21 protein-coding genes and 1 pseudogene are annotated in these 24,468 nt (G+C 70.0%); 9 read left to right on the top strand and 13 right to left on the bottom strand.

Annotation, left to right across the window (positions count from 1 at the left end; translation table 11 throughout):
- Window positions 1-486: 486 nt before the first annotated feature.
- The gene (locus tag AOK17_RS16840) at window positions 487-1,383 is read right to left on the bottom strand and encodes an RNA polymerase sigma-70 factor (protein ID WP_055613286.1); all 897 of its coding nucleotides are present in this window, start codon (window positions 1,381-1,383) and stop codon (window positions 487-489) included.
- Between the two features lie 144 nt (window positions 1,384-1,527).
- Complete coding sequence (locus tag AOK17_RS16835; protein WP_079053069.1) at window positions 1,528-2,727, bottom strand: NAD(P)/FAD-dependent oxidoreductase; 1,200 nt, start codon at window positions 2,725-2,727, stop codon at window positions 1,528-1,530.
- Window positions 2,728-3,006: 279 nt separating this feature from the next.
- Between AOK17_RS16835 and AOK17_RS16830 the strand changes: the two genes are divergently transcribed.
- From AOK17_RS16830 to nhaA, 3 genes are all read left to right on the top strand, one after another.
- Entirely contained in the window at window positions 3,007-3,795 is a 789-nt protein-coding gene (locus AOK17_RS16830; RefSeq protein WP_055613284.1) for an SAM-dependent methyltransferase, read from the top strand.
- Window positions 3,796-3,902: 107 nt separating this feature from the next.
- Window positions 3,903-4,088, top strand: coding sequence for a hypothetical protein (locus tag AOK17_RS16825; RefSeq protein WP_055613283.1), 186 nt, complete (start codon window positions 3,903-3,905; stop codon window positions 4,086-4,088).
- A 75-nt stretch (window positions 4,089-4,163) separates the two neighbouring features.
- Window positions 4,164-6,071: a Na+/H+ antiporter NhaA gene (gene nhaA / locus AOK17_RS16820; protein ID WP_079053068.1), complete on the top strand. Its 1,908-nt coding sequence runs from the start codon at window positions 4,164-4,166 to the stop codon at window positions 6,069-6,071.
- Window positions 6,072-6,107: 36 nt separating this feature from the next.
- Here the strand turns inward: nhaA and AOK17_RS16815 are convergent, their stop codons facing one another.
- Entirely contained in the window at window positions 6,108-6,722 is a 615-nt protein-coding gene (locus AOK17_RS16815) for a VOC family protein (RefSeq protein WP_055613281.1), read from the bottom strand.
- 546 nt (window positions 6,723-7,268) lie between these two features.
- Between AOK17_RS16815 and AOK17_RS16810 the strand changes: the two genes are divergently transcribed.
- From AOK17_RS16810 to AOK17_RS16800, 3 genes are all read left to right on the top strand, one after another.
- Window positions 7,269-8,060, top strand: coding sequence for an inositol monophosphatase family protein (locus AOK17_RS16810; RefSeq protein ID WP_055613280.1), 792 nt, complete (start codon window positions 7,269-7,271; stop codon window positions 8,058-8,060).
- A 617-nt stretch (window positions 8,061-8,677) separates the two neighbouring features.
- Entirely contained in the window at window positions 8,678-9,124 is a 447-nt protein-coding gene (locus tag AOK17_RS16805; protein ID WP_055613279.1) for a hypothetical protein, read from the top strand.
- 239 nt (window positions 9,125-9,363) lie between these two features.
- Window positions 9,364-10,179: a hypothetical protein gene (locus AOK17_RS16800; protein ID WP_245697196.1), complete on the top strand. Its 816-nt coding sequence runs from the start codon at window positions 9,364-9,366 to the stop codon at window positions 10,177-10,179.
- A 69-nt stretch (window positions 10,180-10,248) separates the two neighbouring features.
- Here the strand turns inward: AOK17_RS16800 and AOK17_RS53965 are convergent.
- From AOK17_RS53965 to AOK17_RS16775, 6 genes and pseudogenes are all read right to left on the bottom strand, one after another.
- Window positions 10,249-10,375: pseudogene (locus AOK17_RS53965) on the bottom strand (IS701 family transposase); the annotation flags it as partial.
- Between the two features lie 57 nt (window positions 10,376-10,432).
- A complete protein-coding gene (locus AOK17_RS16795; RefSeq protein ID WP_079053067.1) occupies window positions 10,433-11,374 on the bottom strand; it encodes a TIGR03619 family F420-dependent LLM class oxidoreductase in 942 nt (313 codons plus the stop codon).
- Window positions 11,375-11,461: 87 nt separating this feature from the next.
- A complete protein-coding gene (locus AOK17_RS16790) occupies window positions 11,462-13,168 on the bottom strand; it encodes an amidohydrolase (protein WP_055613277.1) in 1,707 nt (568 codons plus the stop codon).
- Window positions 13,169-13,190: 22 nt separating this feature from the next.
- Entirely contained in the window at window positions 13,191-14,189 is a 999-nt protein-coding gene (locus AOK17_RS16785; protein ID WP_055613276.1) for an ABC transporter permease, read from the bottom strand.
- Window positions 14,186-15,778 (bottom strand): sugar ABC transporter ATP-binding protein, encoded by a 1,593-nt coding sequence (locus AOK17_RS16780; protein ID WP_055613275.1) that lies wholly within the window; start codon window positions 15,776-15,778, stop codon window positions 14,186-14,188. The genes AOK17_RS16785 and AOK17_RS16780 overlap by 4 nt, the downstream gene beginning before the upstream one ends.
- Before the next feature lie 9 nt (window positions 15,779-15,787).
- A complete protein-coding gene (locus AOK17_RS16775) occupies window positions 15,788-16,822 on the bottom strand; it encodes a sugar ABC transporter substrate-binding protein (RefSeq protein ID WP_055613274.1) in 1,035 nt (344 codons plus the stop codon).
- Window positions 16,823-17,060: 238 nt separating this feature from the next.
- Between AOK17_RS16775 and AOK17_RS16770 the strand changes: the two genes are divergently transcribed.
- Both AOK17_RS16770 and AOK17_RS16765 read left to right on the top strand, forming a co-directional pair.
- The gene (locus AOK17_RS16770) at window positions 17,061-18,098 is read left to right on the top strand and encodes a helix-turn-helix transcriptional regulator (protein WP_055613273.1); all 1,038 of its coding nucleotides are present in this window, start codon (window positions 17,061-17,063) and stop codon (window positions 18,096-18,098) included.
- A gap of 117 nt (window positions 18,099-18,215) precedes the next feature.
- Window positions 18,216-18,788 carry a MarR family winged helix-turn-helix transcriptional regulator gene (locus AOK17_RS16765; RefSeq protein ID WP_055613272.1) on the top strand — a complete coding sequence of 191 codons (573 nt, stop codon included), beginning with the start codon at window positions 18,216-18,218 and terminating at the stop codon, window positions 18,786-18,788.
- A 173-nt stretch (window positions 18,789-18,961) separates the two neighbouring features.
- Here the strand turns inward: AOK17_RS16765 and AOK17_RS16760 are convergent, their stop codons facing one another.
- Complete coding sequence (locus tag AOK17_RS16760; protein ID WP_055613271.1) at window positions 18,962-19,684, bottom strand: gamma-glutamyl-gamma-aminobutyrate hydrolase family protein; 723 nt, start codon at window positions 19,682-19,684, stop codon at window positions 18,962-18,964.
- Window positions 19,681-21,171, bottom strand: coding sequence for an aldehyde dehydrogenase (locus AOK17_RS16755; RefSeq protein WP_055613270.1), 1,491 nt, complete (start codon window positions 21,169-21,171; stop codon window positions 19,681-19,683). The genes AOK17_RS16760 and AOK17_RS16755 overlap by 4 nt, the downstream gene beginning before the upstream one ends.
- Before the next feature lie 116 nt (window positions 21,172-21,287).
- Between AOK17_RS16755 and AOK17_RS16750 the strand changes: the two genes are divergently transcribed.
- Entirely contained in the window at window positions 21,288-21,998 is a 711-nt protein-coding gene (locus tag AOK17_RS16750; RefSeq protein WP_055613269.1) for a type 1 glutamine amidotransferase, read from the top strand.
- 90 nt (window positions 21,999-22,088) lie between these two features.
- Here AOK17_RS16750 and AOK17_RS16745 read toward each other — a convergent pair whose 3' ends face one another.
- Complete coding sequence (locus AOK17_RS16745) at window positions 22,089-23,546, bottom strand: APC family permease (protein ID WP_055613268.1); 1,458 nt, start codon at window positions 23,544-23,546, stop codon at window positions 22,089-22,091.
- 201 nt (window positions 23,547-23,747) lie between these two features.
- Window positions 23,748-24,374 carry a TetR/AcrR family transcriptional regulator gene (locus AOK17_RS16740; RefSeq protein ID WP_055613267.1) on the bottom strand — a complete coding sequence of 209 codons (627 nt, stop codon included), beginning with the start codon at window positions 24,372-24,374 and terminating at the stop codon, window positions 23,748-23,750.
- Window positions 24,375-24,468 lie beyond the last annotated feature (94 nt).

Raw genomic sequence — 24,468 nt, 5'->3', positions numbered from 1 at the left:
GAGTGACCGTATGAATGGTGTGTTTCGACGGCATGCCGGAAGCCGCCCCGAATAATTTCGGAACTTGTAGCGAAATCGATTTGTCACGCTCTGTCGCTACCGTCGTCCACTCGCTCGACCGACCTCGGCGAGGTCGGCGAGGTCGGCGCAACAGCGTTGACGCATCCCTCGACGGTGCTGCGCCGCATAGCTGCTCCGCCGCCGGAACCGGGCGGATGGCCTCCGGAGCGAACTCGCCGCAGGCTGTGGCCCACCCGGCCGGCAGGCCGCGGCACGACGGCACGGATGCTTCGCTGACGGCAGCTTGGTGTTCAAGCCACCACGGGAGCATCCGAGCTGGCCTCGCCGGAGAGAGTGGGAAGCGTTCTCCGGATTAGGCGTGTGCGGCAACTGCGGCGCATGAGCAGCTTCATGCTTGCCCGCCGGTCCATCGCAGGACGTGCCGCTGTCGGGCGCGCGGGTTCCAAGTACCGCCCCCGAGGGGCGTCAGCGGGAAGTGAGCGGGGTTTCCGACTCGACGCGGGTGAGCTTTTCGGGGTTGCGGACGTAGTAGAGGGCGGTGACGCGGGCGTTCTCCACCGTGAAGGCCAGCACGCCGTCGATCACGTCGCCCAGGCGCAGGATGAGCCCGGGGTTGCCGTTGACCGTCGTGGGCTCGCTGCTGAAGGTGCCGCCTGCCTTGTCGACACTGCCGGCCATGTAGCGGAGCACCTTGTCGGCGCCGACGACCGGCCGCAGGGCCGCCAGCCTGAGGCCGCCGCCGTCGCTGACGAAGACGACGTCCCGAGCAAGTACGTCGAGCAGCCCCTGCAGATCCCCGGTTTCGAGCGCACGCTGGAACGAGTCCGACGCCGCCCGGGCTTCTTCCGAGGAAGCCGGTGTGCGCGGTCTGCGGGCGTCGACGTGCTGGCGTGCGCGGTAGGCGATCTGGCGTGCGGCGGCGGGGCTCTTGCCGATCGCGCCGCCGATGTCGTCGTAGCCGAACTCGAAGACCTCGCGCAGTACGAAGACGGCCCGTTCGGTCGGTGAGAGGGTCTCGAAGATGTACATGAGGGCCAGCGACAGGTTCTCGGACAGTTCGACGTCCTCGGCCACGTCCGGGGCGGTGAGCAGGGGCTCGGGCAGCCAGGGGCCCACGTAGGCCTCCTTGCGCCGTTTGAGGGTGCGCAGCCGGTTGAGCGCCTGCCGGGTCGTGATCCGCACCAGGTAGGCGCGCTGGTCCCGCACCTGCGCCAGGTCGGCCTTGACCCACCGCAGCCAGGTCTCCTGGAGGACGTCCTCGGCGTCCGCCGCGGAACCGAGCATCTCGTAGGCGACGGTGAACAGCAGGTTGCGGTGGGCGACGAAGGCCTCTGTCGCGGGATCGGTGACGTGGTCGTTCATGTCGTGCGCTTCGCTCTCTCGCGGTCGGCCCACCTGCCGGAGGCAGGCCGTGGATGTGTACCCGGTCCGAAGACGGGTTATCGCCGTCAGCGCCCCCTGCTCCGGCCGGACCGGTCGGTCCGGCCGGAGCAGGGGGCCTGGCGGCTAGGCCGCGCGTCCGGTGCCGGACGGTGTCGTGCGGTGTTCCGGCCCAGGCGTCTCCGGGCGGTCGGTGTCGTCGCCGTGGGCAGTGCGGGCGCCGGCCTTGCGTGCCCCGGACACCAGCTTGTTGAGGGTGAACTTGCAGGCGATCTCCTTGACGCCCGCACCCGGCCGCCCGCCGATGTGGAGCGCGTTCACCCTGTCGTTCGGGTAGGAGAACTGGGTGACGCCCTCGTCCCGGCCGAGGCTCAGGCACTGTCCGGCGAACCACATCCGGACGGGAGCGGGTGTCTTCCCCGCGATCCGGCGCAGAATCGTGGCGGCGGCTGCCGGGCCCAGCTGCACGGCGGCCTGGCAGCTCATCCGGAACGGCAGGCCCGTCATCGCCGCCGCGTCCCCGGCGGCGACGATGCGTACGTCGTCCACGCTGGTCAACGTCGCGTCGGTGAGCAGGCGGCCCTCGGCGTCGGTGCGCAGCCCGCTGCGGGCGGCCAGGTCCGGGACACGGAATCCCGCGGTCCAGATCGTCACCGCACTGGGCAGCTCCCGGCCGTCATCGAGCCGTACGGCGTCCCGCGTCACTTCCGTCACCCGCGTACGGGGACCTTCGAGGACGGTCACCCCCAGACCGGCGAGCCGACGGGCGACCGGGCGGCGACCCCGGGCATGCAGCGAGGGACCGAGCACGTCGCCGCAGACCAGGGTGACCCTGCGCCCCTGTTCCGCCAGCTCGGCGGCGGTCTCCAGACCGGTCGGGCCCGCCCCGACCACGGTCAGCGGAGCCGTCACGGGCGCCGCGGCCAGCGCCGACCGCAGCCGTTCCGCCCCCTCGATGTCCGACACCGAATGAGCGAACTCGGCCGCTCCGGGCACGCCGGGATCCGAGGCGCCGCTGCCCACGGCGTAGACGAGGTAGTCGTACGAGACCGTGCCGCCGCCCTCCAGCGACACCCGGCGCTCGGCAGGGTCGATCCGCGTCGCGGTGTCGACCACCAGCCGGACCTTCCCACCCAGAACCTCACCGAAGCTCTCGACCGCGTCGTCGGAGCCGGTCACGAGCTGATGCAGACGGATCCGCTCGACGAATTCGGGGCGTGGGTTGACCAGGGTCACCGACACGCCATCGCGCCGAGCCAGGCGATTGGCCGCCGTCACGCCCCCGTACCCGCCGCCGACCACGACCACCTGCACATTCCCGTTCATCATGTCTCCCTGTGTCTCCCACGAGTAATGGACTCGGCATGGAGACACCGGCCGCGCGTCCCGTGTCACAACCGGCGGATGAGACGTGGCGCACATCGGACGCGGCGGAGGCGACGCAGGGGCTCTCCACGCCGTCCCGCGGAGCCCCTCGACAGACCGGCCACCTGGGCGCCGGGAGGCTCTTCCCTCTCGCGCGGAGCACATGATCTACTCCATCAGGGCACTTCGAGTACTCGACCTGACCCATCCACATGGAGCCACGGACGCTACGGAGTTGTCATGCCGACCGGCCCACAACAGTTCTCAAAGATCGTCACCGACAAGGCGCATCCCGCGCGGGTCTACGACTGGCTGCTGGGCGGCAAGGACAACTATCCGGTCGACGAGGCCGTGGGTGAAAAGCTACCGCCCGAGGCCAGGGACGCGGCGCGGCAGAACCGCCAGTTCATGCACCGGGCGGCTGCCTGGCTCGCCACGCAGGGCATCGACCAGTTCCTGGACATCGGGACGGGGATCCCCACCGAGCCCAACCTCCATCAGATCGTTCAGGACATAGTGCCGACGGCGAAGGTCGTCTATGCCGACAACGACCCGATCGTCCTGCGGCATGCCGAGGCGTTGCTGGTCAGCCAGCCCGGAGGCGTCACCGACTACATCGAGGCCGATGTCCGGCAGCCGCAGGGGATCGTCGAGCACGCCCAGCGCATTCTCGACTTCAGCCGCCCGATCGCGCTGTCGCTGATCGCGCTGATGCACTTCGTCCCCGACGAGCAGGACGCGCACGCCATAGTCCGCGATCTCGTCGCCACCCTGCCGCCGGGCAGCTACCTGGTGCTTTCGCACGCCGCCTCCGACCTCTATCCCGAACTTGCCGCGCAGGTCACCGCCGAGTACGCCAAGGGCGGCATCCGGCTCGGCTTCCGTACCCGTGCCGAGGTGGAGCGCTTCTTCGACGGCCTCGACCTCGTTGCGCCCGGTCTGGTCACCGCGACGGAGTGGGCTCCCTCGGGCAAGGAGCAGGAAGCCGAAGGCAGCGGTATCTACGTGGGAGTGGCCCGCACTTCCTGAGTCGCGGGGTCTCCGGCGCGGGCCGGCCCCGCGGTCCGCGGTTCCGCCCGGGGCGAGCTATGGAGCGACGGCACGGAGCCGGAGACCCGCGCGCAGGACGAGTCGCGATGTCCCTGTCCATGTTCGTGTTCGAGGTACACAGCCCCGCCGTCAGCGGCACGATCGTCGTGTTCGGGAGTTCGGTGGTCGACGGGACCGGCAGCAGCGACTGCGGGCCAGGTTGCACTCCGGACGAACCCAACCTTCGCTGGACGAACCACGTCGCCCGCCGCGTCACGGCCGCACACGACTGACAGGGCCGGCGGTGGCGGCCGTCGGCGCTTCGTCGGGTGCCGCATGTTGAGTGGGGTCAGACTTGTGGGGTGACCGTGCCAGCTGAGACCTCACCCCCGTCGGGCCCATCGGGACAGACCGTCTGCGGCCAGGACACACGCGGCCCCCTGAATGCCTTCCTGCGGACGGAGACCGGCAGTGCCTCGGTGCTGCTCCTCGGCGCCCTCGCCGCCCTCGTCTGGGCCAACATCGCCGCCGGTTCGTACGAGGCGCTGTGGGGAACCGAGTTGTCGGTCCGTATCGGATCGAGCTCTGTGTCGCTGGACCTGCGCGAGTGGCTGAACAGCGGGCTGATGACGTTGTTCTTCTTCGTCGTCGGACTGGAGGCACGCCGCGAGTTCGACATGGGCGAGCTGCGGGAACGTCGACGGATCACCCTGCCGCTGCTCGCCGGGCTCAGCGGCATGCTCGTACCCGTCGCGATCTACCTGTCCGTCAACGCGGGCGAGGACTCCGTGCACGGCTGGGGTGCCGCCATGTCGACGGACACGGCCTTCGCGCTGGGCATGCTCGCCGTCTTCGGGAGTCGGCTGCCCGGCAGCCTTCGGGTCTTCATCCTCACGGTCGCCGTCGTCGACGACTTCCTGGCCCTGGCCGTCATCGCCTTCGCCTACAGCGGAGCCATCTCCCTGCCGCCGCTGCTGACCGCGCTCGCGCTCTTCGCCGTCGTTCTGCTGGTGCGACGCACCCTCGGCATGCGAATCCCCGCGCTGTACGCGCTGCTGGGCACGGCGATCTGGGTGGCACTCCTGAAGTCCGGGGTGGACCCGGTGGTGACCGGCCTTGTGATGGGTCTGCTGACCTATGCCCGGCCGGCGGAGCGCCGAGACCTGGAACATGCCAGCAGGCTGTTCAGACGCTTCCGCGAACAGCCGACCCCCGAACTCGGGCGCTCGGTGCGGCGTCAGATCGCCTCGACGCTCTCCCCCAACGACCGCCTCCAGCGGATGCTGCACCCTTGGACGAGCTATGTGATCGTGCCGCTGTTCGCCCTCGCCAACGCGGGCATCACGCTGAGCGCCGGTCAGTTGGCCGATGCCTTCACCTCGCCGGTCACCCTCGGCATCCTGTTCGGCTATGTCCTCGGCAAGCCGCTGGGCATCTTCGGCGCGACATGGCTCACGACACGCGTCAGCGGTGGGCGCCTGCGCCCGCCGGTCGGCTGGGGCGCCATCACGGCCGGCGGCACCCTGGCCGGGGTGGGCTTCACCGTGTCCTTGCTGATCGCCACCCTCGCCTTCGACGGGGACGAGCTGGAACAGGCGAAGATCGGCATCCTGGCCGCGGTCCTCTGCGCCTTCCTCCTCACCTGGCTGGTCACCGCAGTGATCGGCGCCCTGCCGCGGCCCTCCCGTGCCCGCGCCCTCCTCGGCACCGGCCGCACGATCGTCGACCTCAGCGATCCCGTCGACATGGACCGCGACCACGTACGCGGCCCCCTGGACGCACCCGTGACCCTGCTGGAGTACGGGGACTTCGAGTGCCCCTACTGCGGGCTGGCCGAGCCCGTGGTGCGCGAGCTGCTCGCCGACTTCGGGGACGTGCGCTACGTATGGCGGCATCTGCCGCTCACCGACGTGCACCCGGGCGCCCAGCTCGCCGCGGAAGCCGCCGAGGCCGCAGCCCGCCAGAACAGCTACTGGGAGATGCACGAGCAGATGATGCGTCATCAGGGAGAGCTGCGGCCGGAGGATCTGCTCCGTTACGCCGAGGAGGTCGGTCTCGACATCGACCGCTTCAGCGCGGACCTGAGAGCCGGTACGGGTGCCGCCCGCGTTGCCGCGGACGTGGAGTCCGCCGACCTCAGCGGGGTGTCCGGCACCCCCACGTTCTTCGTCAACGGCCGTCGCCATCACGGCGCCTACGACATCGCCACCCTGTCCGCGGCCGTACGCGCAGCACGGGCCCGAGCGGCTCTCACGGGAGCGGGCCAGGAGAGCTGACGTCCGGTTCCGCGGCGGCCGTCCGCCGCCGGAACCTCATGCCGCTGCGGGCTCCCACAAGAACCCGTCCGGGTCGGTGAAGGCCTCTTCGCCGCCGCCGATGGTCAGACGGTGGGAGCCGCTGCCCTCCGGCGTGACTCCGGCGACCTTGGCCAGGCCGCGACGTCCGTACAGCGACAGCTTGACGGCACTCGCCGAACCGTCGAACTCGACGTACTTGCTGCCGAAGCTCTTCGCGACCGTGAGGCCCCGGTCGACGTAGAACTGCTTGGTCGCGGCCATGTCCGAGACACCCAGCAGGACAACGATCTCGTCGATGTGCCGGCTGTCCGGGCCGGTGTCCTTCTTCGACGAGCTCGCGAGCTGCCAGACCGTCCCGTCCGGGGCCTGTACGACGCCGCCGTAGCCCCACAACGACTTCTTGGCGGGCTTCAGCTCGGTGGCGCCGGCGGCCAGGGCGGCGCCGAAGAAGCCGTTGACGATCGACGGCTGGGAGACCACGAGCGACACCGTGAACCCGCGGAAGCCGGACGTCGGCTCCTCCGAGGCCCGCAGACGTACCTGTTTGCCCAGCCCGAAGGCATCCGTGTAGAAGCGCTCGGCAGCCGCGGGGTCGGCCACCTCGAGGGTGAGGAAATCGATTGAGGTCATGACATTCACGCTAGCCGCGCATCTGTGACCGGCGCTTCTTGAATCCTGACCGGTGTTGCCACGTGTAGTGCCACGCATGGGCAGCAGGGAGAGCAATGAGGGTTACCCGACCCGGCCGCCAGCGTCCCGACCAGCGCTCTTTCGCGGGTTCTGGCCGGGCCACCAACGGTTTGGCGGTCTTTCCGAGTGTGATCGAGGTGCGCGGTGATCAGGATGACGCCCGTTTACCTCCGGTGTCGCCCGGATGCCCCGCGGGACGCAGGCAATAGAAGCTGGCCGTGAGGCTGAGCAGCGAAAATACAAGACGCCGCAACCTGGTAGGTCAGGTCTGGGCCCTGCCCTGCGCAGGTAGCCGCCGCTCCGTTTGTCGAGTTCACTTGGAGGCTCGGCAACGCCCGGTTCTCCGGAGGACGCTGTCTCGGAGTTCCGGGTTGTGGCACAGATCTTGAGGAGTGGTCGCGGAGCATAGCGGCACGCTCGATTGCGGCATCGGGATGGGTCTGGCAGGCGAAGATCTGAGCCTCGGCCGCCGATATCCTGCGTGACATGATCAACTCGTATGCGGGCCTTGGCGATGCTGAGGTCGCGATAGCTGCGGCACGTGCCGGCGCGGACGTAGTACGCAACCTTTACGGCCAGCGGCTCGCCCGCACCGACAAGGGTGCCGGGGACTTCGCCACCGCCGCCGATGTTGATGCCGAGAAGATGATCCTCAGCGTCATCCACGCTGCTCGGCCCGATGACGGTGTGCTTGGCGAAGAAAGCGGACAGCAGGGTGCCGCAGGGGCCGCGCGCCAGTGGCTGGTGGATCCCCTGTGCGGCACGCTGAACTACGCCGTCGGCAACATGCTCGTGGCCGTCAACGTGGCGCTGCGCAGCGGTGCGGCCGCAGTGGCCGACCCGTTCAGCGGCGAGGTCTTCTTCACCGATGGTGAGACCGCCTGGGTACGACACAAGGGTGGCGATGCCCAGCTGGCGCCCACGTCCGCCACCCAACTCGTGGATGTCAATCTGGATCCGCCGTTCCCCAGCGCGCCCGGCTTCCGGGCCGTGAACTTGCTGGCCCAGCACCGATTCGTGGAACGGTTCCGGCCCCGGGTTGTGTCCACGACTCTGGCATTGGCCTGGGTCGCCGCCGGCAAGCGCGCCGCATACGTCACGGATGGCGGCGACCTGTCTGGGAGTGTGCATTTCGCTGCCGGCATCGCTCTGTGCCAGGCAGCCGGCTGCCTGGTCACGGGTATCGACGGCGCCCCGATCGGACAGGCAGGCCGCGGACTTGTTGTGGCCGCCGACGGCGAAACCCACCAGCTGCTGATGTCGATGATCCACAGCTGAAGCTGCGCAACAGATAGAGCAGTTGTGGAGCGGTCACGATGGCGGGCAGTGACGGCATTGCACGCAGGCGGAAAGCAGGGCGACCGTGCGTACGCCAAGGTGGTGAAGCCCCCTCCCCCAGCGTCGCACCCGCGTTGGAGAGCCCGTCCACCGCGCAGCCGTTACCGGCGGCGGTGCGAGTCAGGTCCGCTTCGACATCACAGTGCACACGGCTGCCCTGGGGCATGATCGCCACGAGGCAACGCCGCCGCCACCGGGCGGCAGTGGACGTCATAGCGGTCGGCTCGCTCGACTCCATCATGTCCACACCCCCGAAAGCCGTGGGCGTTGACAGCCTCGCGGGCCACGTCCGCCTCTGTCCAGGCGGTCGGCGGTCGGCGACCGGCGGTCGTGCTGCGGCTCGAGCCGCGGGCGTAGGCCCACCCACCCCTCGCTGTGGTGGAGGACCGGACGGTCCCGACAGCAGCACGGCCCTGACACCTGTCAGGACCGTGCGGTGCCGCGCCCGGCCTAGTCTCAGGGCCGATCAACACGGGGGAGGCTCGCGCAGGCGGCTGACTGCTGCCGGAGCGCCACCCCGTTCCGTACGCCAATCCGTACGCCAACGGAGGAGCATCGTGACAACTGCACGTCGTGTGGTGGGATCCATCGCGGTCGCCGCAGCACTGATCGCCGGTAGCACCGTCCTGGCCACCGCGCCGGCTGCCGCAAAGGGGGAACCCGCAGCCGCGCCCGCCCCGGTCGGGACTGCCGACTGGGACGGCCAGCTCTACCTCTACTACAGCGCCTCCAGCAACAGCTCCTACAGCACGTACTGGAACTGGGTCAATAACTTCGGGACGGACACTTTCACAGCCGCTGGTGAGGGCCAGGGCCAGAGGGTGAAGAACAACGTGTACCGCGCCTGGAACAACAATGAGATCTACAGGGCCCGCATCTTCTACAACGAGTGGCAGAACTCCGGCAGCAACGCTCCCTACGACGACTTCTGGCCCGGAGAGGCCCGCGCGCTGAACTCCGGAGTACAGAACAACAACGCCTCGCTCGCCTGGTACCGCGCCTGATGCGTGTCCGGCCCGCCCGCGCACTGGCGAGCGGGCCCCCGCACCTGTCCCCCCGGAAGGGATACGACAACATGCCGGCGCGACGAACTCACAGGACCAGGCGTCTCGGGGCAGCCATCATCCTGCTCGCCGTCACGGCGGGGTGCGCGCAGGGGCAGGCGGCGGAGTCGACGCCGACGCCCGCTCCGTCCGGAACACCGACGGCTTCCGGGCCGCTTCCCGTCGTCGCAGTGCCGAAAATGCTCGACGTCAGTTCCCTGGTACTGCCCGTCGAGCCCTACTTGTTCACCGATCGCCAGGTCGGGCGCCTGTTCCGGGCCAAGGCGGTGCTGACCGAGTCGTGCATGCGGCGCTTCGGCCATTCCTGGCCCGCCCCCACCGGTCCCATCCCGGAGACGGGCACGCTGAACCCGGCCAACACGGCACACCGGTACGGCATCACGGACGCGGCCAAGGCAGCACGCTACGGCTACCACCCGGTTCCCGGCTCGGTGCCGCCGCAGGTCAAGGACAAGCCCACGGGGCCGCAGCCGGGGCGGGAGGCAATGCTCGTTCTGCGCGGGTTGAATCAGGACGGCACACCGGCGGGCGCTGACTCGCGCGGTCGTCGGCTCCCTGCGGGCGGTTGCCAGGGCGAGGCCACAAAGGCGCTGTCGGGGGACCCACAGAAGCTGGGAAACCGGGAGCTCGTCGGCGCGGTCAACATCGGCAGTTACCGTGACTCACAACGCGATCCTCGTGTGGTGGCGGTCTTCCGTGCCTGGTCACGGTGCATGGAGCGGCACAACAACGACTACACCTACGCCGACCCGACCCGAGCGCCCGGCAAGGACCTCAAGTTCAACGGTCCGACGGCCGGCCCGGCCGAGCTCACACTCGCGAGCACGGACGTGGCCTGCAAACGGGAGACGAACGTCATCGGCGTCTGGTCGTCGGTCGACGCGGCGTACCAGCGGCGAGCGATAGCTGCGAAGCAACGGGAGCTGACCGCCGTCAAGAAGGACATGCGTACTCAACTGGCCAACGCCGACCAGGCACTGGCCGGGCGACGCTGACGAGCATTGGGGCGGGAGCAGGTCCCGAGGACCGGATCGAGCGGGCCGTCGGGGAGACAGCCGCGTGTCCCGGGCCGGGCCGGCCTGTTCGGCCGGCCTCCAGCAGTTTCTTCCACTCGGCACCCGACAGCGGCGCGAGCAGGTAGGCGCGGGCGGTCGCCCGGGGCTCCACCCGTCCGAACCGGCCCGCGGCCACCGCACGAGCTTCAGGAGTCCACACAACCCCCGATGATCACGCGGTCCACCCCCGGCATCAAGCAGTCAGAGCGTTCACCCGGCGCATCACGTCACGACAGAACGCGCCGATCGCGTCCGGGTCGTCGATGAACTGGTTGGGCTTGACGCAGAACGTCGTGAAGCCCTGTTCCAGCTGTTCCGGGATGCTCGCGAGCGCCGCGCCGAGGTCCGCCGTGGAGTCGTCGTCGGGAAACACGGCCTGGGTACCCCCGATCATCTCGATCTCGGCGACGTCCCGGCCTGCCGCGGCCATGGCGTCCTTGAGCACCTGTACGTCCTGCGACGTCGGTCGGCCCAGCGGATGGAAGCCGTGGCCGTACTGTACGAGCCGGCGCAGGACGGGGCCGTTGAGGCGCTGACCGCCGAACCACAGCCTCGGGCCCTCGGGCCGGAATGCCTTGGGCTCGAAGTAGACGTCCCGGAACGGGTAGTGCTCGCTCTCGTGGGAAATCGGGGATGGTCCCCAGGCCTTCGCCCAGACGTCGAGGTGCTCGTCGAGCAGCCGCCCGCGCCTGCCGAAGGGGACACCGAGGGCGTCGTACTCGTCCTTGCTCCAACTGACCGTCGGCTGCACCAGCAACCGACCCTCACTGATCAGATCGAGAGTGCCCAGCTCCCGGGCCATCAGCAGAGGATGGCGCAGGGGTGCCAGCACCGCGGCGGCGGCCAGGCGCAGGCGTTCGGTGACGGAGGCGATGGCGGACAGCAGGAGCAGTGAGTTCGGCCAGGGCGTGTACGGGTCCTGGTTCCCCGGGAGGGCGTAGTCGCGGGGGTTGCCCATGATGCCGTCGGCGGCCGCGTCCGGGCCCAGCACGACGTGCTCGCTGACCATGACGGAGTCGAAGCCGGCCTCTTCGGCCTCGCGGGCCCACCGCACGGCGGCGGGCAGGTCGGCCCGGCCGCCGGTCAGGGTCCAGTTCTCACTCAGGACCAGCAGCATGCGTGGCGTGTCGATCATCGTGAGCATCCTTCGCTTGCGCCTGACGGTAGAAGGCCAGCATATCGTTTGATCCCAAACTTGTTGGGGAGGAGTGGGCAGCCGAGGTCAGGGAGAGCAGCGCTCGTGAACGACTCGCCCGTCGAACACCGTCAGGTCCACCTCTGCGTCCGTGATCGAGTGCGGGTCCAGGTCCAGCAGCGGGCGGTCCAGTACGCACAGGTCGGCGACCTTGCCAACCTCGATGGACCCCTTCCAGTCCTCGGCGAAGTCCTGACAGGCCGGGTTGATCGTGTAGGCGCGCACGGCCTCGGCGAACGACACACACTGCTCGGGCCCGCTCGGCCGACCGCTGGCCTTCGACTCCCGCAGCATCATCGCGGCCACTCCCTGCCGCCAGTCGGGCTCGGTGATCGGTGCGTCGGAGCTGGCGCAGACCGTGACTCCGGCCTCGACGGCGGACCGTACGGGCCACTGGTAGGCGGAGCGGTCGGGGCCGACGACCTCGTCCATCAGGTCGGAGATGGTCCATTTGATGGCAGGGTTCATGTTGACGCCGTAGCCGTGCGCGGCGAGCCTTGCGAGGCTGGCCGCACCGACGAAGTCGCCGTGGATGACGTAGTGCCGGGCATCCGGACGCGGCACAGCGGCGTTCGCCGCGAGGAAGGCGTCGACCACCGTGTCGATGGCCAGGTCGCCGGTGACGTGTACGCCGAGTTGGAAGCCCGCCTCGTGGGCGACGCGGATCATCTCGGACAACTCGTCGCTCCGGAGCCCGGGGGTGTCTCCGTGCACGCACAGCGCGCCGTTGCCGCCGTCGGCGTACGGCTCGCTCATCAAGGCCGTGCGGTTGGGCGGCACCCCGTCGGCGAAGATCTTGACGCCGATGGCGTTCAGGAGGCGTGGGTCCGCGGACTCGGGGCGCCGCAGCTCGGCCAGACCCTTGCGCACGTCGTCGGCCGAGCCGCCGATCGGCGCGGGCAGCAGCAGGACGCTGACCCGGGACTGGAGTTCGCCGCTCGCGGCGAGGTCGGCGTAGGCGGTCCAGTTGTCGGTGCTCAGCCCGCCGAAGAGGGACGTGGCCCCGCCCGGGCCGAGGCCCGGTTCGGTGTAGCTGGTGATGCCACGTGAGTGCAGTTCACGCACCACGCTCTGGATGGCGCGGCGGCGTTGACCGGCGTCGGGCGAAGGCAGTTCGGCCTGTACGAGCTCCTGGGCGGCTTCGCGGAGGATGCCGGTGGGTTCCCCCGCGGAGTCGGTGTCGATGACGCCGCCGGGGGGCGGCACACTTGCCGCGTCGATGCCGCACAGGCGCAGCGCGGCGCTGTTGACCCACACGAGATGCGAGGAGAAGTGGGTCAGACAGACCGGGTTCCGCGGAGCGACCGCGTCCAGGTCCCGGCGGTGCGGGAAGCGGTCCGGGTCGGCCAGGCACTCCGTCAGATACCCGGCGTCCCAGCCCAGTCCGATGATCCACTCGCCGGGCCGCGCCGCGCCGGCCGCCCGCTCCACGGCAGCGGCGATGTCGGCGATCGACCCGACCGACGGGTGGCCGACGTCGAGGGCGAACGGCGGCTTCGTCATGCCGTACGCGGCCCCGTGCAGGTGGGAGTCGTTGATGCCCGGCAGGACGGTCCGGCCGTCGAGTTCGACGACCCGGGTGCCGGGTCCTGCCATGGCGCGCATCTCGGCGTCGCTGCCGACGGCAACAATGTCCCGGCCGCGTACGGCCACGCCCTCGGCCACGCCGAAGTCGTCGTCCACGGTGAGGACCTGACCGCCGGTCAGGATGAGGGAGGGGGCGTTGTCGTTCACGTGAGTCCTCTCGGAGTGGGGGTCACCGCGTCAGCCGCGGGCCGAAGTAGGCGAGTGCCGCGCCTGCCACCAGGGCGGTGCCCTGGGCCATCTGCTGCCAGAACGTCGGCACGCTCAGCAGTGTCAGTCCGTTCTGCAGACAACCCAGGAAGAGCACGCCGAGCAGGACACCGAAGACGGAACCGGAGCCACCGGTGAGCGCGACGCCGCCCAGCAGTACGGCGGTGAGTACGGTCAGTTCGAAGCCCGCACCCGAGGTCCCGGCGACCACGCTGTCCAGCACCGACGCCTTGATCGCCCCGGCAAGGGCCGCCGCCACGCCCGTGACGACGAACAGCGCGAAGGGCGTCCGGCGGATGTTGATGCCGGAGAGGTAGGCGGCCTCCCGGTTGACGCCGATGGCGAAGACGTGCCGCCCGGCCGGGGTGAGCGCCAGGAACAGCGCGCCCGCCACGAGGACGAGCACGGCGATGACGACCGGCGCGTCGATCCCGGCGATCCGCGATCCACCGAGCCAGGCGAAACCGGACCCGAAGCTGCTCAGTGGCAGTGGGAAAAGCTGCTGTGCCAGTCCGCGCACCGCTGTCAGCATGCCCAGCGTCACGATGAAGGCGGACAGCCCCAGGTAGCAGCACAGGATGCCGTTCACAGCGCCCACCGCCGCACCCGCGGCCAGCGCGCCGAGCACGGCGACGACGGGCGACTGGTGCTGCTGTCCGGCGAACCAGCCGGCCACGAGTCCGCCGACGGCGAGCGTGGAGCCGACCGAGAGATCGAGGTAGCCACTGATGACCAACAAGGCCAGTGGCACGGCCACGATGGCGAGGGTGGCCGCGTCGATGGCGATCCCTCGCAGGTTGCCGGGGTCGAGGAAACTGCCGGTCGTCAGCTGGAAGACCAGCACCATGAGGGCGAGGACGACGAGCAGGGGATTGCGCCGCACCGAGTTCAGGCCGCCTCCGGCCAGGGCGCGCGGGCCCGGTGTCAGGCGGTTGGTCGGGGCCGTGGTCGCGGTGGTCATGCCGCTCCTTCCGAGGTCGTGGAGGCGGGGTCGTCGGCGTCGTGGACGGCCGACAGCAGGGCTGCTTCGGTGAGTTCGGCGCCGTTCAGTTCGCCCACGACGCGGCCTGCGGAGACGATCAGACATCGGTGTGCGAGCGCGACGACCTCCTCCGGGTCACTGGAGGCGAACAGCACGGCGGTGCCCCGCTGTTCGGCGAGCGCCGAGACGACCTGATAGATCTCCTGCCGGGCGCCGACGTCGACACCCTGGGTGGGCTCGTCGAGCAGCAGGACGTCGACGCTGCGAGCCTCGTTGATCCACCGGCCCAGGACGAGCTTCTGCTGGTTGCCGCCGGAGAAGGCGGCCGCCGGCAGTCGCGGCCGGGCGGGGCTCAGCCCGACCGCCTGGGACATCGCGTCGAAGACCCGCCGTTCGGCGCCCAGTGCACGTAGCCCGTACCGGGCGAGCGGACGGATCGTCGGCAGGAGCGCGTTGTCCTGGGCGCTCAGCACCGGGAACAGACCCTGTCTGCGCCGGTCCGCCGGTACGAGGGCGATCCCCGCGGCCAGCGCGTCCGCGGGACGTGCGGGCGTGACGACCCGCTCCCCCACCCGTACCGTTCCGCCCGAGGCCCGGCGCCCGCCGAAGAGGGTCTCCAGGATGCGTGTACGACCTGAGCCGATCAGCCCGTACAGTCCGACGATCTCGCCCTCGCCGACGCCGATCTCCACGGGACCGAACCCGGGGCCACGGAGCCCGTCCGCTGTGAGCCGAGGGGCTCGCGAAACCGCGGTGGCGCCGATGGCGGTCCCAGCCACGGTGCCACCGGTCGTCCCGAGACTGTCGGCTGTCCCGTCCTCTGCTGAGCCGTTCGGAACGGGTTCCGGTCGACCGACAATGACGTCGACCAACTCGCTCCTCGTGCACCCCGACACTGTCGAGTGATGGGCGACCCTGCCGTCCCGCAACACCGTCACCGCGTCCGCCAACCGTTCCACCTCGGCGAGCAGATGGGTGACGTAGACGATGGCCAGACCCTGGGTGCGCAGGTCCTCGACCCGTTCGGCCAGGGCGCCGCTCTCGGCCCCGGACAGGGCGGCGGTGGGCTCGTCCAGGACCAGCACCGAGGCGCTGCGGCTGAGGGCCTTGGCGATCTCGACCAACTGCCGTTGCCCCATGGGCAGTTCACCCACCCGGTCACGTGGCGAGCAGCTCGCCGCGACCCGCTCCAGCAGACCGGCCGCCACTTCCTCCTGGGCGCGGCGGTGAACGGTGCCGTACCGGGTCCACTCCTGGCCGAGGAAGATGTTCTCGGCCACCGTCAGGGAGTCGACGACGCTGAGTGACTGGAAGATGATCGCCACGCCCGCGGCGATCGACTCGCGCGGACTCAGCCGCGCATGGGAGATCCCGCCCACTTCGATCGTGCCCGCGTCCGGCGGAAACGCGCCGCCCAGGCACTTGATCAAGGTGGATTTTCCGGCGCCGTTGTGGCCGAGGAGAGCGTGCACCTGACCGGCCGGGACGGTGAGATCCACGCCGTCCAGGGCCCTGACGCCGCCGAAGGACTTGCTCAGCCCGCGTATGCGGAGATTCGGATCCGTCACGGCGGGCGCCTAGGAGTTCTGCGCGAGCAGGTCGTCGATCCTCGCGGTGTCGCCGCGCCCGACGAGCGTGATCGGCACCTGGACACTGGGATTCGCCTTTCCCGCGGCAACCGCGAGGGGCACGTCGACGACGGCGTTCGCGATGTCCTTCGGGGCCAGTGCGGCCGAGGCGCGGTAGAACGTGCCCTTCTTGACGGCGAGGAGGGAGGGGGCGGCTCCGTCCTGCCCGCCGACGAAGGTCTTGGCGTCGGTCGCCTTCCGGCCCGTCTGCTGCAGCGCCTTGAAGCCGCCGTACGCGGCGGCGTCCGTGACCCCGAGAATGAGATTGAGGTCGGGGTGCTTGGCGAGGACGGCGCGGGACTTCGACAGTCCGGTGTCGGGGTCGATGGCCTGCTCCCGGGCAACCACGTCGACGCCGGGCGCGTTCTTGGTGAAGGCGTCGATCATGCCCTTGGTTCGCTCGCGGCCGAGCTGGATCGTGCTGTCGGTGAGGAAGGCGATCTTGCCCTTTCCGCCGAGCTCCTCGTTGGCCCACTTCGCGGCGGCCTCCCCGAGCAACGTGCCGCCCTCGAGGAAGCTGAACTGGATGTCCGCGCTCTGGTGTTCCAGCGATCCGCCGTACGTCACCCAGATCAGCCCCGCGTCCAACGCCCTCTTGGCAGTCGCCTCGGTGGCCTCGAAAACCATCGGGAACGACACGATGGCCGGGATCTTCTGAGTGACCCACGTTGCGAGATTGGTGGCCTGAGTGTCGGGGTTGCTCGCGTCGCTCGTGGTCAGCAGGGAGACGTCGTGCTTCTTCGCGGCGGCCGTGGAGAGTTTCACGAGCGTCGAGTAGAGCGGGAGCTGGGTGAAGGGATAGTCCAGGCCGATCCTGGTGAGGGTCCTCGACCCCGCCGAAGCGCCGGCGGGATCGGCCGTGCTCGCGCCGTCGTCCGGGGCGGAGCAGCCCGCGGCGGCCAGCCCGGTAGCGGCGAGAACACCGCCGGAGAGAGCCAGGAACTGCCGGCGCGTGGCCGGGGAAGGGTACGGGGTTCTGGTCATGGCGGGACTCTCCGTGAGGATGCGGCCCGAAACGGCTGCGTCGGGCATCCGGCTGTGGCGAACAGGAAAGACCCAGGTGTCCCGACCCCGCCATCCGTAGAAATACCGACTGTCGGTGAGGCCCGGCAGACCAGCGGGAACCCGGTCACGAAACGGCGAACTCCTTGTCCGGCCCACCCGAAACGCATATCGTTAGGGATCAAACGACATCCGTGGTCGCGGCTTCCCGGAGGCCCTCATGGTCAGCCACCATCAGCTCGCGGCAGCGACCCGCATCGGAATGCTCACCCGCGAACGCGACACCGCTTCGGCCTGCACCCAGGCGCTGCACGAACTCCGCCGCGCCCTGCCCCTCGACGCCGCCACCCTGCTCGCGATCGATCCGATCACCGGAGCACACCTGCAGGTCGCAGGCATCGGCTACGCCCCCACGACATCCGAGTCGCTGGCCGCCGAGTTCGTCTCGACCCCGTGGTACGCCAATGTCGTACGGCAGACACTCCCGCCGTCCATCACCGAGGACGCCGAGGACACGGCGTCCGTCGGGCAGCGTTTCCGCAACGGCTGGTTCTACGCCGAGCGGGTTCGGCCGGCCGGGTTCCGCGACGCGCTCACCGGAGCCCTGCGCCACCGCGGCCGTCTGGTCGGCCTGGTCAACGTGTCCGTCGAGGGATCAGGCACGTACGACACGGAGGCGCGGCATCTGCTCGCCTCGATCCTGCCCGCGCTGGGTGCGCTCGCCGACCCGACGGCCCACACCGGTGACCTGCACGACCTTCCGCCGGCCGCGGGAGCGAACCTCGTCACGGCCGAGGGCGTCATCGACCTCCCGGACCGGCACCCTGCCGGAGTTCTGGCCGACGACGAATTCCGCCGTCTGGTGAGCGCGTTCGCCGACTCGGGCGGCCTTCGACTACGGGTCCTGTGGCCGACCGGCCAAGGCTGGAATCGTGTGATGCTGCGCCGGTGCACGACAGGATCGCCGATCGTACGAAGGGCGGTCCTCGTGTCCGAGACGCCCACGCGACTGCCGTACGGTCTCAGTCCGCGCGAACTGGAAGTGCTCACGCGGGCCGCCAGGGGCCAGACCAACCAGGCCGTCGCGCAGGCGCTGTTCCTGTCCCCGCGGACGGTTCACAGCCACATCGAGCACCTGCTCCGCAAGACGGGCTGTGCCTCACGGGCCGAAGCCACGGCCCTCGCCGTACGCGATGGTGTGCTGAAGCCCACCCCGCACGACGTGGAGCACTTCGTCGAGCGGTTGACCGCCGACTGAGAAGACCGAGCGCACAACCAGCGCCCGCTGCAAGAGTTGGAACCCGGGTCCCGGAATCCCCGCAGCTTGTTCTCACTCTCGTACAATTTGGCTCCGAACGATCAAAGGAGCATGCCTGTGCCCGGCCACCGGTCCATCACCGAAGCGGAGAAGCTGGCAGCGGCGAAGCTCGGGGGGACACTGATCCACCGCGAGCAGATGGCGGTGGTCGCCAACATCTACCGCGCCGCGTCGGCCGTCCGTCAGCACCTGGAGAACTCGGTGCTGCGCGGCGCCGATCTGACCTGGACGGCGTTCGTCGTGCTGTGGGTGGTGTGGATCTGGGGCGAGTCCGAGACCCGGCATATCGCGGAGGAGGCGGGGATCTCCAAGGGGACGCTCACCGGGGTGTCGCGGACGCTGGAGGGGCGCGGGCTGGTCAAGAGGACCGGTCACCCTTCCGACGGCAGGCTGGTGCTGCTGAGTCTCACCGAGGAGGGCGAGGCGCTGATGCAGCGACTGTTCCCGGAGTTCAACCAGGAGGAGGCGTTCGTCGCCTCACGGCTCAGTGACAAGGAGTGCCGGGACGTCGCGGAAGGGCTACGACAGGTGGTGCGGCAGGTCGAGGAGCATGGTGAGGAACGTCGCCTGACCCTCCTCGACGGCGCCAAGCCGACACAGCGCCGCAGCGGGCGGCGCGCGAAGGGCTGAGGCTCCATCGCGGAAAGGCCGCGAGGAGTCCGGCAACTCGGCCGGGGGGTGCGCGAGCCCTGGTCGAACTCGTGCGGCAAAGTCTTTTCGGTCCGCCCAGCCTCGGTCACCTGTCGCAGCAGATCGACCGGCGGCTCGGTGAGCGGACGTTGTCCATTTCGGCGCTGGCGGGGTCAGTGTCTGTCCCGGGCAGCTCGTACCAGGGCGTCGAAGAGGCCCTGCTGCGTGGGGTCTTCGTGTGCGGTGTCCTCCGGGTGCCACTGGACGGCGGTGAACCATCCGTGGAGGCCCGGGTGTTCGAGTCCCTCGACTGTTCCGTCGGCGGCACGCGCGCTGACCGTGAGTCCCGCACCGGGGCGGTCCACCCGCTGATGGTGGTAGCAGGACGCCTCCGTCTTCTCCACGCCGGTGGCCTGCTCCAGCAGGGTGCCGCGTCGGATCGCCACCGGGTGCACGACGTGCCGGTGTTCGCGCTCGGGGCCGCCCATGTCCTGTTCGAGGGTGCCGCCGAGGGCGACGTTGACGACCTGAAGGCCGCGGCAGACCGCCAGCACAGGCATGCCCACGTCGAGTGCCCGGCGGGCGACTTCGAGGTCGAAGGCGTCCTGGAGGTCGTCGACGTCGTAGACGCTGGCGTGAACACCTTGCGCGCCGTAGTGGTGCGGGGCGAGGTCTCCGCCGCCGGGGAGCAGGATGCCGTCGAAGCGGGCCAGGCGGGAGGCGACGTCTCCGGACGCGGGGTGGATGCTCACCGGTTCGCCGCCGGCCCGCCAGACGGCCTCGATCAGCGCGCGGGCGTTGACCTCGGCGGCGTACCGGAGCGCGGAGGTCGTCGCGGAGAAGCGGGCGGGGATGGCGATCAGGGGGCGTACAGGGGTGGCAGGAGTGCGGGTCACAGCTGGATCCAGGTGGTCTTGAGCTCGGTGTACTTCTCCAGGGCGTGGGCGGACTTGTCCCGTCCGTTGCCCGACTGCTTCATGCCGCCGAAGGGGACGGTCAGGTCGCCCTCCTCGTAGCAGTTGACCCACACCGTGCCCGCCCGCAGCGCCCGGGAGACCGTGTGAGCGGTGGACAGGTCCGAGGTCCACAGGCCGGCGGCGAGGCCGTACTCGGTGGCGTTGGCCAGCCGTACCGCCTCGTCCAGGTCGTCGAAGGCGAGCACGGACAGCACCGGGCCGAATATCTCCTCGCGGGCCAGCCTCATACCGGGGTCCACGTGGTCGAAGACGGTCGGCTCCAGGTAGCTGCCGCCGGTGTCGGCAAGGGTGCGGGAGCCGCCCGTGAGCAGGCGGGCGCCTTCGGCCAGACCCGTACCGATGTGGTCCTGTACGCGCCCCAGGTGGTCCTCGCCGACCAGGGCACCCATCTCGGTGGTGGGGTCGAGCGGGTCGCCGATGCGCAGCTCGCGGGCGCGTCGGACGATCGTCTCCGTGACGCGGTCGGCGATCGAGGAGTGGACCAGCAGCCGGGAGGGGGCGGTGCACATCTCGCCCTGGTTGAAGAAGATGCCCCAGGCGGCGGTGGCGGCGGCCCTTTCGAGGTCGGGGGCGTCCGGGAGGATGATGTTGGGCGACTTGCCGCCCAGCTCCAGCCAGACGCGCTTGAGGTTGGAGTCGGCGGCGTAGCGCAGGAAGTGGCGTCCGACGGCCGTGGAGCCGGTGAAGGCCAGGACGTCGACGTCGGGGTGGAGGCCCAACGCCCGTCCCGCCACGGGCCCGTTGCCGTTGACCACGTTGAGTACGCCGAGGGGAAGCCCGGCCTCGGTCGCGATCCGGCCGAGGAGCAGCGCGGACAGGGGTGAGTTCTCCGACGGCTTGAGTACGACCGTGCAGCCGGCGGCCAGCGCCGGGGCCACCTTCCAACCCGCCAGCGTCAGAGGGAAGTTCCAGGGAACGACCGCGCCGACCACCCCGGCCGGCTCCCGGGTGACCAGGGCGAGGGAGTCCGCGGCGGTGTGCGGGGACTCGTCGGTCAGCTTGTCCGCCAACTGCCCGTACCAGCGGAAGGTGTTGATGAGGGCACGCATTTCGATCTCGTGCGCGTCCGTGATGGGCTTGCCCATCTCCAGGCTGACGGTGAGCGCCAGTTCCTCGCGTCGCTCCTGGAGCACATCGGCGATCCGCAGCAGCGCCCGACCCCGCTCGGCAGGCGCCAGACGCGGCCACGGACCGGTGTCGAAGGCACGACGGGCGGCGGCCACGGCCGCGTCCACCTCGGCGGTGCCCCCGTCGGCGACCTGGGTCAGCACCTGGCCGTCACGGGGCGAGACGGCGGCGAAGACCGCACCGCCACCGCCCTCGTCGGCGCCGTCGATGTGATGGGCACCGGACAGGTCCAGCGACTTGGCGCGGCGCTGCCACTCCTCGTGGGTGACGTCCAGCATGCGGGGACCTCCTGGAGGTTATTTGAATCCAAACGATAGGGTGTGTGTGGAGCGCTCGCAAGCGCCCACCGAATCGATCCGGCAGGTCCGCGGGCCCCGGGGAAAGGAACGACACCGTGCGCGCACTCGTCCTTCAGCACGACCATGTGACGGAACCCGGGCTGGTCGGGGCCAGGCTCATGGAACGCGGATACGACCTCACCGTTCTGACCGTCGTACCCGAGCACCGCCACCAGGCTCCCGACGTGACGTTCGACTTCCCCGAGGCCGACGGCTGGGACCTGGTCGTGTCACTCGGCGCCCCGTGGTCGGTGTACGACGAGACCGCCGTCGGCAGCTGGATCGGCGGCGAGCTGGCACTACTGCGCAAGGCCCACCACCTCGGCATCCCGGTCCTCGGCGTCTGCTTCGGCGCCCAGGCGCTGACCACGGCGCTCGGGGGTTCGGTCGAGGCGTCGCCGCGCCCCGAGATCGGCTGGGTCGAGGTCGACACGGACGATCCTTCCCTGGTGGGGACCGGCCCCTGGTTCCAGTGGCACTACGACCGCTGTGTCCCGCCGCCCGGAGCCGTGGAGGTGGCCCGCAACGCCGTGTGCGTGCAGGCCTTCCGGGTCGGCCGCAGTCTGGGGGTGCAGTTCCACCCGGAGGTCACCACCGGGATAGTGCGCGACTGGCTCGACCTCGGCGGCGCGGAGCAGTGTGCACAGCACGGCGTGGACCCCGGCGAACTGCTCGCCCGATGCCGGGAGTTGGAGCTGCCTGCCCGGGCAAACGCCCGCCGCCTGATCGACGCGTTCCTCGACCGGGTGGCCGGCTCGGCCGACTGACCGCCTGCCGGGGAGGACTGCGACACCCGGCCGACCTCCCGGACCGAGTAGCGGGCGGGGCCGACTGCCGGCCCCGCCCGCCGTGCCGCGTCAGCCGTCGGCCGCCACCCTGCCGCGGGTCAGCCGCGCCGTCACCACTCCCGCGACGAGGACCGCCGGGACAGTCAGCTCCAGCCAGATGGCGGTGCTCTGCTCGCCACCGATGAGCGTGGTGAAGTTCTCCAGGATCAGCCAGATCGCCCCGGCCATGCCGAGCGCACCCAGGGCCGGGGCGATCAGCGTGTTCCACGGCCGGGTGTCCAGCCGCTCGCGGCGGAAGAAGGCGACCACGGAGAGCGAGGTGAGCAGGTACAGCAGCATGATCCCCAGGACGGCCACTCCGCTGCCCCAGGAGAACAGGGCGAGGACCGGGTCCTTGCCGGCCAGCGCGAAGGGGACGACCAGAACGACCGCGATGGCCGTCTGGACCCAGCCGGCCACGGCGGGCGAGTGCCGGCGGTTGATCGCCGACAGCCCGCGGGGCAGCAGTCCGTCGCGGCTGAGCGAGAACAGGTAGCGGTTGGCGGAGTTGTGGAAGGCGAGGATGCCGGCGAACAGGGAGGTGGCCAGCAGGATGGGCAGGACGTCGTTCACCCAGGTGCCGAACAGGTCGGCGATCGGCGCGAAGACGAAAGCCGTCGAATCGCCGCCCTCCAGGGCCTTGCCCGCGGCGCCGGTGGCCTTCGAGGCACCGTACGAGGAGATCAGCATCCAGGAGGCGAACGCGAAGAAGCCAGTGACGAGGGCGACAGCCAGATACGTGGCCCGCGGCACTGTTCTGCGCGGTTCGCGCGCCTCCTCGCCGTAGATCGCGGTGGCCTCGAAGCCGATCATCGACGCCACCGCGAACATCAGCGCCACACCCGGCGCCCCGTCGAGGGCCGCACCCGGCGAGAACGACTGACTGACACCGAGCCCCTCGGGCCCGCCCCCCTTGAAGAAGGTGACCAGCGCGAAGACCGCCAGGATGCTGAACTCCGCGAGCACGAAGACCGCCAGCACCTTCGCGCCCATCTCGATGCCCACGGCGCCCAGCACCTGGACGATCGCCATGGTGACCACGGCACACACCCACCAGGGCACGTCCGCACCCGTGTAGTGCTCCAGCAGGCCACTCACGGTGGCGCCGTAGAGGCCGTACATGGCGGCCTGGATCGCACAGTAGGCGAACAGCGCGATCCCCGCGCTGCCCGCCCCCAGGTGCCTGCCGAGGCCCTTGCCGATGTACGTGTAGAAGGCGCCGGCGTCCACGACGTGCCGCCCCATGGCCACGAAGCCGACCGAGAACAGCAGGACGATCACACCGGCCGCCAGATAGGCCGCGGGAGCACCGGCGCCGTTGCCGATGGCCACGGCGATGGGCACCGCGCCCGCGACCCCGGTGAGCGGCGCCTGCGCGGAGAGGACGAAGAAGAGGATGCCCATGACGCCGAGCGAGTTGGGCTTGAGCTTGCCTGCGGTGGAGGCGTCGGGCGCGGTCTGGTTCGCAACCGCCGTCTGACTGTCCACTCGGATCACCTGCCAGGGAGAAGAGGGAATCGTTTCAGGCCAAACGAGTTGCCTCATAGTGGGGTGGAACTATCCGTTTGGCAAGGGGTCGCTCAGAGATTCCCCGGCACGTCCAGGTTCCTTACTCGACCGTAACCGCTGCGCAACGCCCGGGCCCAGGACGACGGACGTCCAGGGCCACGGAACGCACAGGTCAGCGGGTCAGACATCGCCTTCCGGAGTGTCGTGCCCGGCGGCGACGAGCAGCCGTAGCAGGCCGCGCAGCTCCTCGATCGCGGCATCGGTGGTCTCGGGCTCGCCGAAGACGAGCTGGTGCAGCACGAGCCCGTCCAGGGCCGCGAAGACGAGCCGGGTCAGCGGCCGGCCGGCCCCCTCGGGCAGCATGCGGTCCAGCTCCCGCCCGCCGGCGTCGAAGTACTCGTCGTACAGCGCGCGCAGGTGCGGCAGCAGTTCGGGGCGGCGCCTGGACTCCAGCAGCAGCTCGTACTGGAAGGCCTGTATGTCCGGATCGGCGGTGACCATGTCGGACACTCCCACCGAGAAGTCCGCGACCTTGCCGGTGCCCGGCTCCAGCGCGCTGGTGTTCAGCGAGGTGCGGATCGCGTGTGCGAGCGCCTCCTCGATCAGCGCGTCACGGGAGCCGAAGTGGTGGACGACAAGACCGTGGGTGGTCCCCGCCTCCTGCGCGACCGCCCGGTAGGTGAGCTTGCGCAGTCCGCCCTGCGCCACGACCCGTACGGCGGCGTTGAGCAGAGCCTCCCGGCCCTCCCCGTAGTTCATGCGCCGGCGCGGCTTGCGGCCATCAGGAGTATCGGCGGATTCGGTCATGGCTGCGACCCTACCCGGCGGCTTTCGTGGCCAGGCATACGCCGGAGCGGCCCGTCGGACCGGTCGGGGGCGGGGTGCGCACAGCGCCGCACCG

Source organism: Streptomyces phaeochromogenes, from assembly GCF_001418655.1.
Lineage (GTDB): Bacteria > Actinomycetota > Actinomycetes > Streptomycetales > Streptomycetaceae > Streptomyces > Streptomyces phaeochromogenes.
This window is presented reverse-complemented; position numbering and strand designations above follow the sequence as displayed.

Excerpts from the sequence above, each read along its gene's own strand:
- AOK17_RS16840 (WP_055613286.1), bottom strand. The coding sequence starts at position 1,383 with ATGAACGACCACGTCACCGATCCCGCGACAGAGGCCTTCGTCGCCCAC.
- AOK17_RS16835 (WP_079053069.1), bottom strand. The coding sequence starts at position 2,727 with ATGAACGGGAATGTGCAGGTGGTCGTGGTCGGCGGCGGGTACGGGGGC.
- AOK17_RS16830 (WP_055613284.1), top strand. The coding sequence starts at position 3,007 with ATGCCGACCGGCCCACAACAGTTCTCAAAGATCGTCACCGACAAGGCG.
- AOK17_RS16825 (WP_055613283.1), top strand. The coding sequence starts at position 3,903 with ATGTCCCTGTCCATGTTCGTGTTCGAGGTACACAGCCCCGCCGTCAGC.
- AOK17_RS16815 (WP_055613281.1), bottom strand. The coding sequence starts at position 6,722 with ATGACCTCAATCGATTTCCTCACCCTCGAGGTGGCCGACCCCGCGGCT.
- AOK17_RS16810 (WP_055613280.1), top strand. The coding sequence starts at position 7,269 with ATGATCAACTCGTATGCGGGCCTTGGCGATGCTGAGGTCGCGATAGCT.
- AOK17_RS16800 (WP_245697196.1), top strand. The coding sequence starts at position 9,364 with ATGCTCGACGTCAGTTCCCTGGTACTGCCCGTCGAGCCCTACTTGTTC.
- AOK17_RS16795 (WP_079053067.1), bottom strand. The coding sequence starts at position 11,374 with ATGATCGACACGCCACGCATGCTGCTGGTCCTGAGTGAGAACTGGACC.
- AOK17_RS16785 (WP_055613276.1), bottom strand. The coding sequence starts at position 14,189 with ATGACCACCGCGACCACGGCCCCGACCAACCGCCTGACACCGGGCCCG.
- AOK17_RS16775 (WP_055613274.1), bottom strand. The coding sequence starts at position 16,822 with ATGACCAGAACCCCGTACCCTTCCCCGGCCACGCGCCGGCAGTTCCTG.
- AOK17_RS16770 (WP_055613273.1), top strand. The coding sequence starts at position 17,061 with ATGGTCAGCCACCATCAGCTCGCGGCAGCGACCCGCATCGGAATGCTC.
- AOK17_RS16755 (WP_055613270.1), bottom strand. The coding sequence starts at position 21,171 with ATGCTGGACGTCACCCACGAGGAGTGGCAGCGCCGCGCCAAGTCGCTG.
- AOK17_RS16740 (WP_055613267.1), bottom strand. The coding sequence starts at position 24,374 with ATGACCGAATCCGCCGATACTCCTGATGGCCGCAAGCCGCGCCGGCGC.